This is a genomic window from Pectobacterium atrosepticum (assembly GCA_019056595.1).
GTDB classification, from domain to species: domain Bacteria; phylum Pseudomonadota; class Gammaproteobacteria; order Enterobacterales; family Enterobacteriaceae; genus Pectobacterium; species Pectobacterium atrosepticum.
In genome coordinates this window covers 36,699-56,123 of sequence record CP036162.1, presented here as the reverse complement: position 1 = coordinate 56,123, position 19,425 = coordinate 36,699, and the positions used below count along the sequence as shown (strand labels likewise).

The 19,425-nt window shown below is 49.5% G+C and carries 16 protein-coding genes; all 16 read left to right on the top strand.

Features of this window, described 5'->3' with window-relative positions; genetic code table 11:
• The first annotated feature begins 1,006 nt into the window (after window positions 1-1,006).
• Window positions 1,007-2,173 carry a site-specific integrase gene (locus DCX48_00305; GenBank protein QXE13070.1) on the top strand — a complete coding sequence of 389 codons (1,167 nt, stop codon included), beginning with the start codon at window positions 1,007-1,009 and terminating at the stop codon, window positions 2,171-2,173.
• Window positions 2,174-2,856: 683 nt separating this feature from the next.
• Window positions 2,857-3,330 (top strand): hypothetical protein, encoded by a 474-nt coding sequence (locus DCX48_00300; protein ID QXE13069.1) that lies wholly within the window; start codon window positions 2,857-2,859, stop codon window positions 3,328-3,330.
• On the top strand, window positions 3,327-4,172 hold the full coding sequence (locus DCX48_00295) for a conjugal transfer protein (GenBank protein ID QXE13068.1): 846 nt from the start codon (window positions 3,327-3,329) through the stop codon (window positions 4,170-4,172). Before DCX48_00300 ends, DCX48_00295 begins: the two co-directional genes overlap by 4 nt.
• Window positions 4,147-5,307 (top strand): plasmid transfer ATPase TraJ, encoded by a 1,161-nt coding sequence (traJ, locus tag DCX48_00290; GenBank protein ID QXE13067.1) that lies wholly within the window; start codon window positions 4,147-4,149, stop codon window positions 5,305-5,307. Before DCX48_00295 ends, traJ begins: the two co-directional genes overlap by 26 nt.
• Complete coding sequence (locus DCX48_00285) at window positions 5,304-5,591, top strand: conjugal transfer protein (GenBank protein ID QXE13066.1); 288 nt, start codon at window positions 5,304-5,306, stop codon at window positions 5,589-5,591. Before traJ ends, DCX48_00285 begins: the two co-directional genes overlap by 4 nt.
• A 225-nt stretch (window positions 5,592-5,816) precedes the next feature.
• Window positions 5,817-9,806, top strand: a complete 3,990-nt coding sequence (locus DCX48_00280) for a DNA primase (protein QXE13065.1) — start codon at window positions 5,817-5,819, stop codon at window positions 9,804-9,806.
• A 17-nt stretch (window positions 9,807-9,823) separates the two neighbouring features.
• Window positions 9,824-10,183 (top strand): conjugal transfer protein, encoded by a 360-nt coding sequence (locus DCX48_00275; GenBank protein QXE13064.1) that lies wholly within the window; start codon window positions 9,824-9,826, stop codon window positions 10,181-10,183.
• A gap of 83 nt (window positions 10,184-10,266) precedes the next feature.
• The gene (locus DCX48_00270; GenBank protein ID QXE13063.1) at window positions 10,267-10,881 is read left to right on the top strand and encodes a conjugal transfer protein TraM; all 615 of its coding nucleotides are present in this window, start codon (window positions 10,267-10,269) and stop codon (window positions 10,879-10,881) included.
• A gap of 10 nt (window positions 10,882-10,891) precedes the next feature.
• A complete protein-coding gene (locus DCX48_00265; protein QXE13062.1) occupies window positions 10,892-11,881 on the top strand; it encodes a conjugal transfer protein TraN in 990 nt (329 codons plus the stop codon).
• Between the two features lie 2 nt (window positions 11,882-11,883).
• Window positions 11,884-13,170, top strand: coding sequence for a conjugal transfer protein TraO (locus tag DCX48_00260; protein ID QXE13061.1), 1,287 nt, complete (start codon window positions 11,884-11,886; stop codon window positions 13,168-13,170).
• A 2-nt stretch (window positions 13,171-13,172) separates the two neighbouring features.
• Window positions 13,173-13,940, top strand: a complete 768-nt coding sequence (locus DCX48_00255) for a conjugal transfer protein TraP (protein QXE13060.1) — start codon at window positions 13,173-13,175, stop codon at window positions 13,938-13,940.
• Window positions 13,940-14,467: a conjugal transfer protein TraQ gene (locus tag DCX48_00250; protein QXE13059.1), complete on the top strand. Its 528-nt coding sequence runs from the start codon at window positions 13,940-13,942 to the stop codon at window positions 14,465-14,467. Before DCX48_00255 ends, DCX48_00250 begins: the two co-directional genes overlap by 1 nt.
• Window positions 14,468-14,497: 30 nt before the next feature.
• Complete coding sequence (locus DCX48_00245) at window positions 14,498-14,902, top strand: conjugal transfer protein TraR (protein QXE13058.1); 405 nt, start codon at window positions 14,498-14,500, stop codon at window positions 14,900-14,902.
• 48 nt (window positions 14,903-14,950) lie between these two features.
• Complete coding sequence (locus DCX48_00240) at window positions 14,951-15,145, top strand: hypothetical protein (GenBank protein QXE13057.1); 195 nt, start codon at window positions 14,951-14,953, stop codon at window positions 15,143-15,145.
• Window positions 15,132-15,950: a conjugal transfer protein TraT gene (locus DCX48_00235; GenBank protein QXE13056.1), complete on the top strand. Its 819-nt coding sequence runs from the start codon at window positions 15,132-15,134 to the stop codon at window positions 15,948-15,950. Before DCX48_00240 ends, DCX48_00235 begins: the two co-directional genes overlap by 14 nt.
• 125 nt (window positions 15,951-16,075) lie before the next feature.
• Window positions 16,076-19,129 carry an ATP-binding protein gene (locus DCX48_00230; GenBank protein QXE13055.1) on the top strand — a complete coding sequence of 1,018 codons (3,054 nt, stop codon included), beginning with the start codon at window positions 16,076-16,078 and terminating at the stop codon, window positions 19,127-19,129.
• Window positions 19,130-19,425: the final 296 nt, after the last annotated feature.

The following is a 19,425-nucleotide window of genomic DNA, read 5'->3' as shown; positions in this document are numbered from 1 at the left end:
TATGTCCAGCTGGGACTAGAGCGTTTTTGATTGAGAGGACGCAAGAAGCAGAAGGCAATGGGAACAATAATGCAGGTTCAGGGACGCACGGCGTCTACGTGTGTGCTAACACACGTTAGCCGCTCGTTATCCACATTTCACAGTCGTTATTTTTGAGTATTTATTGAACAGAGCACAACTCTGTCCGCCAGAGCCGTTTTCGCCGTTTGAGCCTGAATTCCAGCAGTTTTCGCCCGTATCGTTAATCTGACTAGACGATATCCATTTTTGCCCGATTTCAGTATAACGACGATTGCCGTTTCCCCAAGCGTAGCCCTCTGTCACATAGTACATCACCGGTACATTACTCGATCCGGGGCACAACGAGCCGGTCAACGTCTGTAATCCGCCGCCTGCGGCCCACGCACCGGATTGACAGGGAGGTTACAGGGAGTTAGCCGCACTTAATTTTTTCGATTATGTTGAGCTGATACATCGGTCTAGAACATGAGTTGTCATTATGTGAACAATCGACGCTCTGAGTGGCGTCGAACGGTGTGATCCACATATAACCCTCTGTTGAGCTGTTGGATCCGTTTTTTCTCATAAATCCGTACATGCCGACTAACATCTGCCCTGGCGGACATTGATTCAGATACCCGCCGTATCCACCATTTTTAATAGCGACATCTGTTAACCCACCGCCAGGCGTCCACGTACCGGATTGACAGTTTTCGCCAGTAGGCCTCAGAAGCAGGTGACTCTGCATGTGTTAGAAGTTAAGTGACTCATCATTAGATACCAATCGTTTTTGTTCACTAGCTCTAAACGACATAACGCATTATGCAAATCTGTAGCTGTAATCGCGCAAAACGAATGCTGACCAATATAACGATCCCTATTTGAATTATCAGACACATAAACACTCAGGGCACCGACTCCGCTGCTCTGAGTCCACGTACCGGATTGACAGGAATATTGACCTTTTCCCTTAACGCTATATTTTAGCGGGTTTTAGGGAATGAACATGTCATCTGTTATACGGCTCCGTAAAATGGCTCTCTCTCGCGGCCTGGATAAATATTACGAATCAGTTTCAGTTCATAAAAAGGGGCATTTACAGGAATTCTATCGGGTTAACGTCATCAAAAAACACCCAATCGTAGGGAAATTCATGGATGACATAACTACCGTCGATATAGCAGCTTACCGCGATGAACGGCTCTCACAAATTAATCCACGTACAGGAAAAAATATCACCGGCAATACGGTACGCCTAGAGCTGGCGCTACTGTCTTCATTGTTTAACATTGCACGCGTGGAATGGGGCACCTGCCGTATTAATCCTGTCGAATTGGTTCGAAAGCCAAAGGTTTCAAAGGGTCGAGACCGTCGACTAACTGCAACGGAAGAACGTAGATTATCCCGGCATTTCCGGGAGCGGAATTTGATCCTCTATATGATATTTCACATTGCTTTGGAAACCGCCATGCGCCAGGGCGAAATCCTTAGCCTTCGCTGGGAACATGTTGACTTACAACACGGAGTTGCTCACTTACCAGACACAAAAAATGGCACATCTCGCGATGTACCATTGTCGCGCAAAGCGCGTAATCTTCTCCAAATGCTGCCAGCACAGTTATCAGGAAATATCTTTGATTACACCTCATCTGGCTTTAAGAGCGCATGGCGCAATGCTCTTTTGGTGTTACATATTGAAAACTTACATTTTCACGATCTACGACACGAAGCTATAAGCCGTTTTTTTGAACTTGGCACACTGAATGTTATGGAAATTGCAGCCATATCAGGACATCGCTCCATGAATATGCTGAAACGCTACACCCATTTACGAGCATATCAGTTGGTCAGTAAGCTAGATGCCAGGCGCAGGCAGACACAAAAAATCGCTCCCTATTTCGTACCATACCCTGCTTTGGTCGAAACTGATTGTCCTGAATCCGGTCTTGTCAGCGTAATGATCTGTGACTTTGAAGACTTGAAAGTTTCAGCCCCAACACATGAGGCTGCGCTTGAACGTGCTAGCGAGTTGCTGCTGCGCACCTTGGCACTTGCAGCACAACGAGGTGAACGGGTACCAGCTCCAGGTGAGTTACCTGTAGGCAATAAGGCTCGAATCATGGTTTGCCCACTCAATCCATCTCAGGCTTTCGCTCAATCTCGCTTGAACTAAATATTTAAACATTACGCATCCAGGAGTCCCTGTGTTCTATGTCCTAATTACAGCTGTCGCTTTGCTGCTCTACTGCCCAGTGATGGCACTAATATGTATTTTGACGCCATGGCAGGGATTTCGCACAGCAACTATGCAACGCAGAAATAAACGGTACAACACGATGCATTTGTCCATATATGATCGCGTTGGATGCCTAAATCGACATCGTTCTATCCGGTTCCATAAGAGCTTTCTTGCTACTTTGTCGAAAATACTGAGACATGAAAATACCTCAGTATATTTCATGTCTCATCTGCTCAGACCTACGCACTTTCGCAGTATGAGGGGAGTTCTCGCATCAGAAGCCCCCTCACGCCGCTGGCGTTCTTGCCAGGTTAAAATCCCCAAGCTGATCCGCATAGGCATTAGAGTACAAATTTTGTTGCAGGAATGGCGATGGATCACAGTACCTGAGACCGGTGTTCTGGTGGTCATAAGACCAATAAACTTTAGGTTAACCAAAGGGCTGCATACAACACCGAATCCCTCATAGGGCTTCCTTTTTCATCAGACATTTCGCGGTTGCAAACTTATCGAGTCTCATTTACCAAGACTGCCATCAGTTAAAACGGTTCTATCTCACCCAGCTACTCATCTGTTTAATCGTTAGCCGACAACCCCATACGGCAAGGTACTTACGAATGAATCATTCTATTCTTCCTGGCGTGCTGGCCATTAGCCTGCTTGTTGGCTGCCAGTCATTCCCACCAACATCGCCCCCACAGCATCAAGCTTCCCCTGATCGTTACGGGGCAGCGTCTTCCGTTGCCATCACACGGCATAAGCAGTACCAAATGTGGGACAAGGGAATCTACTCTTCCACAGCATCATCGCAATCGGCGGCTCACATCATTCGAGCGAATAGTGATGCCGTTTCATTTGACTGGGAAGGCGACGCTGTGGAGCTACTTGCTGAGCTGGCTCGAGTACGAGGCTTACAATTTAACTACAGTGGAGTCCGCCTCCCATTGCCCGTAACGCTGCATGTTCGTGAAATGACATTTGCCAACGTTCTTCGTCTTTTAGAATCCCAGACTGCCTGGCGCGCATCGCTGCAGCAATATCCGGGTTTGCTGCAGCTTAGCTTTATGCAACAAGGGAGCAGTAGAAAATGAAAAGCCTCATATCCATTTTCATCCCTATAATTCTACTAACCGGGTGTGCAAACTCCCGTTCACCTGGCCCTGTTCAACACGGCGCTGCCCCACCTGACATTCACGCCTGGCTCAATCCAAAGCGCCAGCGTCCAGAAGGACTATCCGATACTCGCTGGCAAATGCTGACAGAAGCAGGAAAAACGTTGGGATTTCGTGGAGGTAAAGCCCAACGAGCCTGGGAATTAACATTGGCACTCACTGCCAGGGAATCTACGTTAAATGCACTCTATGACTTCCGCCCTATCATCAGTCCAGAAGGCTGGCTTCCACCCGTTATTGATGAGGCCCAGGATGTAGCGCATATCACCCCTGATCAGATACGCACGTCCACCAAAGTTTGGACCATCATTCGCCCTGAGCGGTTTGTCAGTAATCCTCCTAACTGGCGAAATTGGTTACTGCGGGGACTGGCCACTACTGCGACACCAGGCACTGAAGGATTGGTAACACCCGAAGACAGCACACAGCGAGAAGTCTGGGAGGAGGCATTAAAAAAAGGGTGGCAGGAAGGCCGTGAAAACGCAGACCTGACCTTGGAAGCAAACATGAATCAACTTACCCGAGATTATCGCGGCATGATGCTTTACTCCCTTCTATGGCGTCAAGGCATGATTACCCGGCCGGAAGTCAGCGAACAACAGCAAACGGTCACCGGCACCGGACAAAAGCTGGTCACTGGTGATCGTGTCCGGCGCCTGAAAACCCATGCTTCATTTGAACTGCAAAAGTCTCGCTGGAGACCTGCTATTACCATAGAAAAAGGAGCCCTCTTGCATGAGCCTGCCGGATCCACCCGATAAATTCGGGATTTATCCCTTCACGGGAAACTTTACCGCTGAAGAGTTCAAAACGTTCTTCGCATGGTGTGCCCGGCATGCTGTCAGTGACGTAGACTTGGTAGGAGGGTCCTCCGTATCGGTCAGCCGATACGGCAGACGTGAACGCTGCTCTGCAAGCGTGCTACCCAATACCCTGCTGGGTAATATGTTGGATGACCTTCTCGGGCGTGAGATTAAGCCCCGCGTACAGAGTGGTAAACCCTCTGATCGTCCGATCCAGATTGACGGTGATATGCATGGTCGCTATGGACTTGGGCGGGGAGAACGGGTCCGTCTTCGTTCTCACATTATCCAGGGAACATCAGCACGCGAAGAAAAAGCTATTTCCGTGACGATGAGGGTAATCCCCTCCGCTATCCCTGATTTTATGTCTATGGGGATTGAACCCGACCTTGCAGCCGCCATGCTGCCGAAAAATGGGCTGGGTTTTGTATGTGGAGAAACGGGGTCCGGTAAATCCACTCTTCTGGCCGCACTGTATCGCTACAGCCAAGACACTCATCCGGATCGAAAAATCGTAACCTATGAAGATCCGGTCGAATATATTCTGGGCAGAACGGAGGATCTCCTACCGCCTCATCAGGCTCAGATAGGGCGTGATGTATTTAGCTTTGCTGAGGGGTTACGTTCTGCCATGCGTCGTAACCCGGAACTGATTGGTATTGGTGAGATCAGGGATACAGAAACAGCGGAGGCCGCCGTTCAGGCTGGACAAACCGGGCACCTCTGCATAGGAACCATGCACACACGTTCTCCAGGCGAAACGATTCCCCGAATTTTGGGTCTGTTCAACTCGCAAATACGCGATGCAATGGCCTGGGCTCTACTTGGTGTACTGAGATTCATCGTGATACAGGTGCTCGTCAAAACAACCGACGGTAAACGCTGCGCCCTGCGAGAATATATCGTTTTCACTGATGAGTTGTGCAACAAACTCCAGGAAATGCCACCAGAGAAATGGGGACACTTCCTAGACTCTATTCTGCACAAAGAAAAGCGGCGTATTGTTGATCAGGTACGAGAAATGTACATTCGCAAAGAAATCGACCGTTCAGAAGCAATGCTTTACCTCCCCATTAAGGAACTTACGGCATGAAACGAGAAGGTTTCTGGCGTTACGCGACTCCTGCAGTCAATTTCTTTGGCATACCATTACCTTTCCTGCTGATTTACCTCGTCTGTTTCCGTTGGCCCTCAGAGACAACAGTCTGGATCTGCACCGCTATTCTGGCATTCTTTGTTGGTCTTAATTATTTTGGCTGGAGTGTACGAGCCATCATCACACGAATTATCAGCACAGTCCGTGGTAAAACTGCTTCCGGACGCCCATGGTGGTATCGACACTTTGTTGAAACACCTCGTGACTGGACTGGGCTCTAACGCTCATATGAGGTTACTTGTATGTCATTAATTCATGTTTTCATGCCGATATAGCAAGTTTCTCAGGCTACGTTATTGTTAACGCAGCAAAACACATCTGACACAGACACTCTAAACGATAGTAGTCATTAGCACGTTAGTTAACATCCTTTCCGGAATACTCTCAAACAGCACTTTTCCCTCGCGCATCAGCGCTGACCCCCTATTTCTTTCAGGAGTGTGACCATGAAAAAAAGTCACCGCATATGGCTTGCTGTGCCTCACGAAGAGAAAGACGAGGCTATTAATGCTCACCCACGTCTTGGTGATGGCCAGAACGCTATTGTGTGGGATAAGGAACTCAGGCTCTGGTATGCCCGTCCCGGTGTGGAACTGAACAATTTTGAGCGCTGGCTTCCCCATCCACATGACCTATCGATGAATTCAGACGACCCAGTGTCTGAATTTGCCCAAGTGCTAGAAGGTGCTGGCCTGGTTCTCAAAGGCCTTCCGATCATGGATGGAACACTGCAACGAGTCCCAACAAAGCAAGATAAAAAAGGGAGCCAAAGCGGCGTTTACAAGGGCTTCATGGACGGTCGTCCAGCAGGTTGGTATCGCGATTATCGAAGCGGTGAGCAGCATCCCACAAAATGGACATTTTCAGGTGGGGATAAAATGGATCCACTGGCCAGTCTCCATCTACGGGCACACGCTCAACAGACCCGCGAAGATAAAGCTAGGGAATTGGAAAAACAGTACAACAGCAAGGCAGCGTACGCCACTCGATATGTTTCCAGTCTTCCTCAGGCAACAACTAGTCAATACCTGACTCGCAAGGGGGTACAAGCAGCACCAGGAGTACGAATCAACCCTAAAGGAGAACTAGTTATCCCTTTTAGTAACGCAAAGGGGGATATTCGCTCCTACCAACGGGTGCCTCCTACGGGAGGTAAAGATGCCCGTATATTGAAAGATAGTGAAAAAACCGGGAACTGGTTTCCGTTTGGCACCCCCGTAAATGGCCAGCCGCTATTGTTCGCAGAAGGTTACTCCACATCCGCGTCGATACACGAGGCAACGGGGCTGCCAGTAATGATGACTGTCGATGCTGGGAATATGATAGCAGTGGCACAAAATGCGCGTGCAGTATGGCCGGACAGTCGCTTTATTTTTTGTGCCGATAATGACCATCTTTTAAAAAACCCAAAAACTGGCGAGCCAGAAAACAAAGGTATTATTAGCGCACAAAAAGCAGCGGAACTAACGAACGGCGAAGTTATCGCCCCAGCCTTTAACCCCACAGAACTCGCTCAGCAACTCACCGACTTTAACGATCTGGACGTTAGTCGGGGAAGAGATCTCTTCCAACATGTAATGAACGTCCAGCTTCTCTCTATAGGCATCCAAACGTCTTTCAGCAATGAACCTCAAATCCGCGACGCATTATCTCTCGGCGGATTCGTATTTACTCCAGCTCAGGAAACCACTATGGAAAAAGAAGCATCCCCCGGCACAGCTCAGGTGTCCGGTCAAGAGAATACATCGCAGACTCTGACCTCAGAATCATTGGTGTCAGATTCCCCTTCAGATACCACCCGTGATACACGCTCACTACAAGAATATGAGCGGGATATCCAAAAAGAAGGCAAAAAAATTACGGTTGAGACACAGAAAATTCAACAAGATGCAAATAGCCTACCGCTCAGTGTCTCTAGCGACATGAGAAGTATAGGGAATAGTGTCGTTGATCTTAGAGAACTACTGTCTAATGGAGATATTAGCCAAACTAAGTTTAACAGGCTAGTCAATGAAAAAGTTGAAGATTTTAGTCATTCATTATTGTCTGGAAATTACAGCCAGGCCGATATTAATTATACCACCTCAATACTGCATGAAATCGGGGCTGATAAAGAACGTCAATCTCGTAATAGCGATATCGTAGCCTATTCTGATGTTCGTAGTATCGGGAACAAGTTATCTACGTTGCATAAGCAGGTAGCACTAGGAGACATGACTCGAAAGGAATTTGATAACGAGTTAAATAAACTGAGCAATGAATTCAATCGCTCATTATTATCCGGCCAATTCAGCATTGATGATTTCAATTACACAACAAAGATCATCACTGATATCAATCGGGCAGAAAAAAACGATGTGGCACCTTTGCCATCAGCTACCACTTCACCATCCGAATCAACCCCCACTGCGCAAAATGAACAAAGTGAAACCAGTAGCAAGGTTCACGTAGAAACGAAAGATGAAGAATTAAAAATATCGGCTTCTCCCGTTCTAGATACTACTGAAAAACCCATTCCCGGAGTTTCAGAAACACTACCTACACCGGCTCTACAGGCACCGGCAGCTATCGATACGGAAATCCCTTCTCCTTCACCTGAAGGCGTTATTTCAGAGATAGGCGTAACAGAAACCAACCGCACCGCCGATTTATTTAAACAAACAACGCCCAACGCTGGGGAAGATAAAGAAAACGAAGCGCCAGACCTAACGCTAAAAAGTACGGCACAGGAAAAGCCAAATGTTTCTACTAACCCCCCCGAAGTTGAAACAGATGCAATTGTCTACGGCCCAAGACGCCCCGATGCGCTGCAAAAGGAAGATCTTGAAAAGATAATCAAAGCGCTGACATCAGAAGCGCTAAGCAATAACAAAGTGCTGTACCGACTAGATGCTGAAGACGCATTCCACGATCTCGGCAATCGTCTCGAAATGTGTAATGGTGCAAGTCAGGATGATCGCAAGGTTCTCGCTGCTCTTGCCGTAGCAGCTAAATTCTATGGCGGTGTTATTGAGTTGACTGGTAGCAGCGAGTTTAAAGAAAAAGCCATGCGATTGATTATCGAGCATGACCTTGATATCCGTATGAAACTTCCGGCACAGCGAGCACAATTCGAAGAGTTACGTAAACAGATAGGTACCATTCAAGATGCCGTTGTTACTCATATGCCGACACCGGATCTCAACAGGAATACTCCGTTTAATGAGAAAGAGAAGATACCTGAGGCAAAGCCTTCTGCGGGACATGTAGAACCCGTGACACAAACGGGGGCAACAGTAATACCACAACCTCAGATCCCCCCTGCTCCGATGGGATCTTACCCAGACGCCCCTTTGCCTCCCCCAATAATCGCAGAACCATCACAACCGGTATCGTCGGTCCCTGCCGATACCCCTGTGCCAGGGACACCGGCAATGGCGAGCTCAGATGCTATTCAGGTTTCGAAGGCACCTGAAGAACCGGCGCCGACAACATTATCTCCCGGAGAAAGCGTCACTGCCGTATTGATGAACTACGGAGAAGCTATGTATGAAAACAAGGAGCAACGTGGCAACAGTTTTTTCATTGAATTGCAGAACCGTGGTGGCAGCCATACCTACTGGGGACAAGACCTTCGGAAGCTGGTCGAGAACCATAAAGCAGGTGATATGGTAACACTTACACTAAACTCTCGTGATACATGGTCGTTCCCAAACGAAGAAAAAGAGCGAGTGAAAAACAACTGGTCTCTCGGTGCTGCATCTACTGGGATCGCTGTATCTCATTCCCGCCCTGAGCAAGGCCAACAACTTCTGTCATTTCCGATCGACACGTTCTCAAAACTTACCCAAAAAATCCGACAAGCCTGGCCTGATCACATGTCTGGCCTAACATTACCTCCCCGTTTTGAGGACAGACAGTTTTACCTTGGAGAGGATCGCCATCCAGTAATGAGTCCTCAAGGAGCAATAAAATCGATACCTCCGAGTCACGATGCCCCGGCTGCACTCACGCCGGTAATGGCATCCGTGGATCATCAGACCAATCGAATGGATCTGCTACTTGTACAATCAGCTGGCCAACATCTGCAAGGCGTGGTTCGCCTTAACGACACCCTCTATCCAGCGATCGCAACACCAACCGCAGATAATCAGCAGTTGGTTGTCAGTGCTATTACCGATACAGGTCCCCGTTACGCAGGCTACGGCCAGGCAGTAAATTTCGAACCAGACGGTACAACCCGTACCGCACCTCAGTTGATGACATTTCACCTGAAAGGACGAGAAGAGGAAGCCCTCCTTCCCGCCAAACTGTATACACCGGAAAAACAGGATGATGCCCTATTCCAGCGCCTAGGCTTTGAACAGACTTGGAAGCAGTGGGATGACGCCCGAAAGCCGGAGGACAGACAGGAAAAAGTGCTTCATCAGGAACGCTCCCACAGCCCCGGCCGCTGAGCCGATAAGGAGAGAGAATGCGATATCACAAATTAAAAGCCGGAATTTTGTTCGGCTTTGTACTTTTTTCTGCTGCTTCAATAGCTGAAACAACCTGTCGGGCGGGAAGTGCTGCCCAGGCGGGAAGCCAGGCTGGTTACGAAAGATCGAGGGCAGCAGCGACTGCTTGGTCGCAGCGGGAAAGCAATGTCTCATCCTCACTACAGTCCTGTCTGTCCCGTATCAAAAAAATCACGATTACCGTGCCGGAGTTCCCCAACCTCAGCGATTTACTTTCGCAACTGGAAAATGAGATCTGTAACGCCGCCGTGGACAAAGTGAACCAAAACATCCCCACCAACATCGACCCATGGAAAGACTACTCTAATCGCCTATGACAAACATGACTCAAGTAGCCCCCCCTGAAAAAAGGGGGGGGCCTTCCTCTGCACCAGACCCACTAAAAAATGCCGTTGACCTGATGAAACAAGCAGAAAAACGGCAGAATATGGCACCAGACCTCATGAAATCCAACCTGGTACTGGCCATAGGTTTGTTCGTTAGCATCATCCTCAACGCCTGCCTGTTCTGGTCTTTGGCCCAGAAAGAACGCGATTATTTCGCTACTGACAGCGGACGCTTGGTTCGGCTAGCGCCAACCAGTGAACCGGCATGGAGTCAGGATGATGCTATCTCTTTTGGGAGTAAAGCGCTGACTCAGGCTTTTAACCTGGACTTTGTCCATTATCGTGAACAAGTCTCATCCATTGCCCCCTTATTTTCGGAAGAAGGCCACGCTAGTTATATCCAGGCCCTGACAAGCTCAAACATTCTTGATGCTCTGCGTAAAGATCGCATGAACTTAACAGCCACCGTTGGTGCCGGCGTGGTAGTCCGTCGTGGGCGCCTAACCGACGGTACCTGGTTTTGGACCATGCAGTACCCTGTGCGACTGCGCGTTGTTGGCCAGACAACAAGCCGCCCTGAACAGTCTTTTGTCTTCGAAATCACTATCCAGCGGGTAGATTCGCGCCTGAAACCAGTAGGCATGGAAATCCGCCAGATGATCTCTCGTAACGCGCCTCGTAACCTCTGAGGATCCCATTATGTTATTCCGTTATTTTCTGATCACACTACTGCTATTTGAGCCGGCCTTAGCGTCCGCTTCAGACGACAGCGGCTGGCAGAATGCTAGAACGCCAAATGGTACACCAACAGCCCCAGCCCCAGCCCCGCAAGAATCGGGACACCAGAGCGCTGGCGTCCCGGCCACACTTATCAATGGTGAGCTTCCTACCCCTGGGCAAAGTTCTCCTCTGGTTGAGGAAGCTGCCAGTCTGGATTCGCCTTTATCACCAGCTGAAATTCGTGAGTTACGTTCGCGTATGACGGATACAGAGCGCTCTGTCAACGCGCCAGTTATCAGCGTTGTTCCTCGCATCAGTTCCCTCACTTTGAACCTCTCGCCAGGTGCAAGTATTCCCTTGGTCCGTACCGCCCTGAACAATCAGAGTGTCATTACCCTGACGGATATCAGTGGGGCTCCCTGGCCACAATCAGATGCTCCATTAAACGCCAGTCCGGCTAATTTTGACGTGCAGTTCAACAAAGGTAGCAACATGCTAACCATTACCCCGCTACGTCCTTGGGCAGCAGGTAACATTTCAGTCTACCTAAAAGGCCTTGATGTCCCAGTCATGATTAATGTCACCAGTGGTGAGACAGATACCCGAACAGCCAGTCAGGAAATTGACTCTCGTTTGGATTTACGGATCCCTCGTTTAGGGCCTGGTTCATCACCTATCGGTGCTCCAGTAGACAAAATAGCTATCCATGATGCGATGCTACAGGCCTTTCTCGATGGCATTCCGCCTAAGGATGCACGCCGGCTCAAGTTTCAGGGAAATGTGCCTGACACGGCTATATGGCAAACTGGGGACGACTTGATGGTCCGCTCTCGTGCCACGTTACGCGATGAGTTTGAGCAGACACTTTCGTCCGCTGATGGAACACATCTGTGGAAGCTTCCTGTCACCCCGCTTCTTACCTTCTCCGTGAACGGTCAGTCTGTTCACGTCACCCCGGAGTTGGAATAATTATGAGCGCAGAACAGGATGCCGGTCAGAACGGTAAAAAACTCTTTTCCATCATCGGCCTTGCCGCCCTGGCCATACTGGCCGGAAGTTATTTGTTGTTTTCATGGTGGAATAAGGATGGAACTGGAACAAATTCTGCCGTGAATTTAAATGGAACGGCTTCCAGTGCCGGGTCAGTAACCCCCGAAACACCGCGCTACCGAGAATTACTAAAAGCCTCCAATGATTTTGGCGCATCGGAGGCGACGCGCGAAAACCGGTCATTCATCGCCAGCCTGCCCGTTGGGCTAGATACCCGAGAGCCAACACCAGAGAAGCGCCCCGCTCCACCGCCTAAAGCCCCTCAACCTTCTCCGCCTCCGCGTCAGCAAACGACACCGGCAGCGGAACAGCAGGCAAATGAGAAACGCCAGGAGCGGCTACAAAAATTACTGACCCGAATCAATCTTGCTCGAGCTGGGGGCGATATTCCTGTTCAGGCCCGAGCCATCGAGGGCACAGAGAACGCTGGTAAGCAGATGGTATCTGAGATACCAACCCAGCAATCAATAAGAGGTGCGGAATTACAACAGCAACTAATCCCTGCACTGACTCGAGCACCGGGATACCTTGAAACCGCTGTTGATTCAGATAACCCGACCTCTCAAGTAGTGGCCATTATCCCGACAGGAAGAATGGCAGGAGCCCGCCTACACAGCCCTTCGACAAAACTCGTCGGCGAAGGCCTCGAAATCCATTTCACCCGAATGAGTTGGCGGGGCATGGAACTGAACGTCAATGCGTATGCGCAACGTGATGACAACCTGATGTCGTCCGTTGCCAGCGACGTAAACCATCGGTGGGGAACGCATATCATTCTGCCTGCTTTTTTAGGCGGTGTAGGGAACGTGGGAGGCTTGTACAAAGACGCGAATACGCAGGTACTTCAGAGCAGCGTTAGCACAGTTACAGGTCGCGTGGGTAAACCTGACGCCAGCACTGTGGGGGGGGTAATGCTCGGCGGTGCTGCGGAGAAAGGCTCGGAGGTAATAGGAAAGGAAATAGCGCGCGAACCATTCCGTCAGGTCACTGTTAAGCAAAATGAGGTAATTTCTATTCTCTTTGTCGATGCCGTCAATACTGACGATATCGCAGGCAATAAAAATACATCGGGAGCCTCAATCAGCCCCCTCACTTCCGCGACCGTATCCACAGAACAATTGCCCCAATCCCGTCTACAGGAAGCCATCGAACGCCGTAAGGCTGAAATCCGTCGCCAGTATGGCGACACAGAACCCAGCAAGGAGTAAAAATGAAACAGCAAAACGATTTGTCTATCACGGGCGAGGAAGACGCCGGTGATTTTGGCGAAGCCGACAACGGAGAAAAAAAACCGTTTTGGAAGCGTGAACTGCTCTTGGGCTATTCATTGCCTTGGCTTTTAGGCGCTGCAGGGCTACTCGTTGTTGGAGCGGGTTACTTGTTTGGTCCGTCTTTGCCGTTCATGAGTAAAACACCGTCAGACAGCGCCTTCAGTGAAGTGGAAAACACACTGGGCAGAGCAAATACCGACACAATGGGCGGAGCATCCCCACTTTCTGCACATCAGAGCAGTGAATTGTCAGCACAGCCTCAGTTACCAGACGCTGCGCATAACGACAAAATAGCATTAATGACGGATGTTCGTGATGAATTGAATGCGCGAGATAGTAAAACCAATAATACCCTCATCACATTGAAAGACAGTGTCAGTCAATTATCCGAAGCAATTAAGCGGGATGAGACTTATGCAGTTGAAACCCGTAATCAGCTTAATACGTTAATACAACGACTAACGGCATTGGAAGCCAAGCAGGCGGCCGGCACCGTATCCACGTCAAAACCTTCATCAGGGAAACCGGGGGCAGCGAGTCTCATTTCCGGTATGAAAGTGATGTCGTTGGAAAACGGGATGGCGTGGATAAAATGGCAAGGTAGTACCTGGGCTGTCCGGGAGGGAGACACGCTTGGGAAAATCACTATCCGTCAAATTGATCCAGTCAGTCGAAGTATTATCACGACTGGCGGAACACTACGCTAATGACGCTGGATGCACTGACTGCTATTGAAAATTTTGCTGCAGGGGTCTTCAACAGCGGGATCCGCTTCCTGTTTATATGGGGAGAAACTCTCGGTTTCATCTGTTTGATAGCATTACTGACGCGGGCTCGCTCAACAACAGCGATACCGCTGTCTCCGGGCAAATTCTTTGGCGGTCTTTTCGCCTGTGCAGCTATGGTATCCCTCCCATCAATTATCAACGCTGCCGGTGCTCAGTTCGGGTTCCAATCAACAACGTTTGATGCGATTGCCTACGTACAGCCATCCTCCTTCGGGGAAGCAGCTGGCGCGGCCAATGCCGTGTTGTCACTGGCAAGACTGGCCGGTGTAGGCTTTGTTCACTCAGGACTGAACATGTATCGCACGTCAGGATTAGAAGGCCACACCGCTTTAAGCACCAGTGAGAGTGTTCGTTCCGCCACGGTAAAAGTGGTCGCGGGTACTGCACTGGTGTTCTCACCGCAACTGATAGACAAACTGCTGGCCAGTCTTGGCCTCCTCTTTTAATACCCTGTTATATCAATCCAAGGAGACACTATGTCACTTTTCCGTGCCATGACGGCGCATGTTTACGCCGTCGTAATTTTTGCTCAATTATCCATGATGCAGTTACGCGAACGTGCAATCAAAGCCCTGTGCGTATTACTCATAACTCTGTTGCCGGGTTTAGCATTTGCAGCCGGTGACATAGCTGACATGATTGATAGCGTTGCTGACGGCGCTACGCGAGGGAAAACGTCTGGTCTAAAAATAGCTCAGGCCCTTGGCGTGGTTATTTTTATTGCCTCTCTGTTGAGTTTGAAAAAAGTTGGCAAACATCCGCAGGTTACACTTGGCGCATGCCTTGGCGGTTTAGGTATTGGGGCACTTCTCGTCGTTGTTCCCGAAATTATGGGCAACACCCAGAGACAAATGGGGACGAGCGCTGTCACCATCAGTTGACCCACAGAAAGGTGTCGGCTTTTGCCGGCACCGCTTTCAGAGGTTTGTATGTCAATATCCCCCCATATTTTTCAAGCGCTGCAAGGTATCACTCTATTGCGCACGGAACATGGCAATGTGATTGCTCGTGATGATAAGGACAATCAGGAGTTCGTGTTTGCAGAATGCAGTTCCCCTGATATTGCAGCCTGTATTCTGGCGATGGTGAAAACGCTTACCGGAGAGGCCAATGAGTGCGAGTAAAAAACTGACAGAGTCCCCTTATCTTCACCCGCTGCCACTGCCCGATGTCGTGCATACCACAGAACCTTTATTACCCACGCCAGAATTGGTAACCGGTGGTCGTTGTTTTTGTTGCCAGTCGGACATGAAACACCGTTTTCTCCTGACTGAGTCCTTGCCACTAACGCGGTTGGCAGAAACGGCTGAGGATTCTCTACTCCGACTTGACCGAGAACATGATGTATTTCGGCGCCTGGAATCCCGACAGCCGCCACAAGACCCGTCAGAGCGGGAGAAATTTTATAGGGCACTGAAATCAGCGAGAGCCAGTCTGCAACATGCCTCTCTGGCTGCACGCCGTCTCGCTCTAAGACATATTCCCGCTAGTTCGCTCACAGAAAACGGTGAATTATCAACTCAGGAAAGAGCACAGCTCAGCCAGCTCTCACAACCATTTCATCTCTGTTACATCTGCCATGCCTGGCATGCACTCAATGGCTATGCTGCGGCTCAGGGGAGTATGGTCTGGCTTCCTGACTTGCATCCACGGAACGTAGTGACAATAAATCGTCACGCATTACACGCGATGTTTAGCATCAGTCCGACTATTGCCCGAGAAGGGCGTAAGGTTCTTTCAGATTTGCTGCGCCATCGGCTGCCTGTTGAAGAACGATTTGGCGGTTGGAAACCGGCTGATTTTGCAGATGCCTTACGCCGATATCCCCCTTCTCAGCGTGATGATCTGCGGGAAAAAATGGCCGGAGTGGTGTTAATTCTGACACCAGACTCTGTTATCGAACGCGATTATCTTTCCGAGATTACATAGCGCTTAGTTATACACACTATTAGTGCTTACTCCTGCCATCGATTCACCCCTTTTATTCACAAATTTCACTGAAGTTCCATTCCCTCTGACAACATGCTTATACCTATGGAGTGAATTACAATCTTATGAATATCAAACGAATTGTCTTCGCTATTGAAGACATACTGAACACGCTTTCCCGGTTTACCGTCTCCGCTGATTTTGTCGACTATTGTGACCTGAGAACAGTCATCGGATTGGATAAACAAGATCTGGAAATCCGGCCCTGGCTACAGGCACCCTATATTGCCGTCACCCACCAAGGGTATTATCTCTCTGTATTTGAAATCTCAGGTGCTCTGCGTGAACTGTCAGAAGATGCCCCTATTGACCACCCAGATGCCTTTGAAGGTCTGATCACGCATCTCGCGACCACGCTCAGTACGACCTGGAAAAAAACAGGCCACAAGATGGCATTTATCTTCGAGCGCGATCCGGAAAAAGGTGCTGACGAGATCAGCACGATGATTGCCCCGCAAAAACGTTCTATTCAACATACGGCCATCCAATTGGATGATCTGTTGAATGAGAAAATAGCCACACTCTCTCCTTGGTTAGTCCGGGAGCGTTGTTGGCTCGCCGTATGGAGCTCTCCAATACTGGTCAGCCAACAGGAGCGTACTGATTTCAATAAAGAAATAAATGCCATCAGTGATAAAGCCCCCATAGCCCGATTCGGACAGCAACCCTGGCGCTACCTGATGTCCGGTCTGAAAATCCGGCACGACAGCTTTATCACAACACTGGAAAAAGCACTTGTACGGGGAGGTGAAGGCCTGCTGGTTCGATTAATGGATGTGCCCGAGGTTTGTAATGAAATTCGTCGTGAAATGGCGCGTGACAATACGGCGTCGCAGTGGCGCCCACACCTTCCAGGGGATTTGGCAGTTGCAGGAGTTCGACAGGAGGGTGATAACTCAGCCTTGCTCGCTCCTTCGCTGAATTTGCAAGTTTTCGGTGGGACCCCCAAAACAGAAGGAAATTTCATCCATGCAGACGGGCTCTGGCATGGCATGATCTCTGTTACTTTACCGCCCCAGCATCCACAACCGTTTAATGAATTGGTCAAATCAGTACCCCGCACTGTTCCCTGGAGAGTCCGTATTGATTTAATGCCTGGAGGTATTAAAGCTCTGGGCTGGAAACGGAATATCGCTTCCTTTGGGCAGTTTATCCCTGCCATTCGCCCTCTGTATGACGCATTCACTCAGTTGGCGCAAACCGATGATAGCGATCCGGTTTGCGTTATGACCATTATTGCCACTACATGGGGTAAATCTCGCGAAATCTGCTCACGTAATCAAATGCTGCTTGAATCTGCGATTCAGGGATGGGGAGTATGCAGCACAACAACAACCTTTGGTGATCCTCGTAGAGGGTGGGTAAATTCAATGCTGGCCGCATCAGCAGGCTCTGGCCCAATCCCTCTTTATCCGCCCTTGTCACACGCACTCTCAATGATGCCTTTTAATCGTCCGGGTACCGTATGGCGCGGTGAAGGTAATCTGATGCTGCACACCGAAGACGGCTGCTCTTGGGAAGTAGGATTGGCCTCGTCACGGCAAAATAAACACACTGAATTGGCTCCTGGTGATTCTGGCCTTGGGAAAACGGTACTTATCAATACACTTACCACCATTCAGGTATCCTCTGCGCAGGTTTCACTACCTTATGTAGCTCACATAGATAAGGGGTTCGGGGCTATGGGAACCATCCAGTTGATCCGTGACTGTCTGCCAGTTGAACGTAAGGATGAGGCTATCGGTATCATCCTCAGCAACGATCCATCTAAATCGCGTAACTTGTTCGATATTCTGTATGGAGCACGCCATCCCATTACACCAGAAAAGCAATTCATTAGTTCAATGCTGACCGCATTCTGTATCGAACCAGATAAAGGGACTCCTCCCAACCCCACCGATACCCGCCAGATATTTGAACGACTTATCGAACTTGCCTACGATATTCGCAGCGGTCAGGAACCTAACATGTATCGTGAACATGTTGAAATCGAGGTGGATACAGCCCTACGGGAATCTGGGTTATGGGAACAACATGATATGGAATGGTGGGCAGCAACCCCTTGGTATGAGGTCCGTGACATTCTACATGAGAAGGGATTACTCCAAGCTGCTCAGCGAGCACATTACCAGGCAGTGCCAGAGCTCGCCGATATGCCCGCCCTTCTGAGTAGTGAAACCATTCAGGAAAATTTCGGCAAAGTCCAACGTGACGGGTCACAAGAACCCCTGTTAGGTTATATCGAACGCTGTATGATCCAGGCGCGGCAAGACTATCCCATGATGGCCAGCCGTACTCGATTCGCACTGAATCCGAATACACGTATCGTAGCCGTTGATTTGAATAACGTAGCGGGAGACGCGACACCGGCTGGACGGCTGAAAACAGGCATAATGTATCTGTTCGCCGGCCACATCACTGCCGGTGATTTTGCCCTGCCACAATATCGAGACGAGGTATTAAAGAACCTACCGAACGTCTATCACCCAGATATTCTCCGACGTATCAACCAGCTCGACAGTGAGATGAAAACCAAAATCTACGACGAGCTTCATAATGCGAGAGGCATCAATTTTATTTATGAGGCGCTCGATACCCAGGACCGTGAACAGCGCAAGTTTGGCATTCGTACCGTACTCAGTACGCAGTTCCTGACAGACTATCCCAAAAGCATGCTGGACTCAGCGAACACCCTTTGGTTACTACGTTATCGGCAGCAGGACATTGAGTTGTTGCGTGATCACTTCAAAGTACCGGAACACACATTACAGGATTTTCTCCGGATGCCATCGGGACCAGCCGCCGACGGCAGCGGCGTACCTTTACTGTGCGTTATGCGTACAACGCAGGGAACACTGGCACGGATTGTTCGATTTACGATTGGCCCTCTGGAACTCTGGTCGCTCAATTCGGACAAGAAAGACGGGGCATTACGTCGTTTCCTCACTGAGGACATTGGTTCTGATCGTGCCCGCAAATTGCTAGCCTATAAATTTCCACGTGGGTCAGCCAAAAAACTCATTGAGTACCGAGAGAGAAATGCTGCTGCTCGCGGCGACAAGGGTGTCATTGAGCTGATGGCAAAAGAAATGATTGATGAATTGGGGTTTGACCTTTGATATGTACCATTCACCTGACCCCTCGATGCAGAAGGCCAACGCGCGGTCAGGTCAGTCTGGCCCGATTGTTAATCGACGCTGACAGTACGGTATTCACCCTGCCGTCTCAGCATTTCAGGACTGATAAATCAATAGGTGAAAGAGCGGTTCACATCACGGACAAACACGCATCACTTAGTGCTAACGGGCTCTTACTGATGTTGCAATCGCAACCTACCAGTCTGGTCACCACATCCATCTGGCGCGTTCAAGAACAGGGGGAGCCGATCCGAGAAGTCCGCCATGTCGTCCAATGG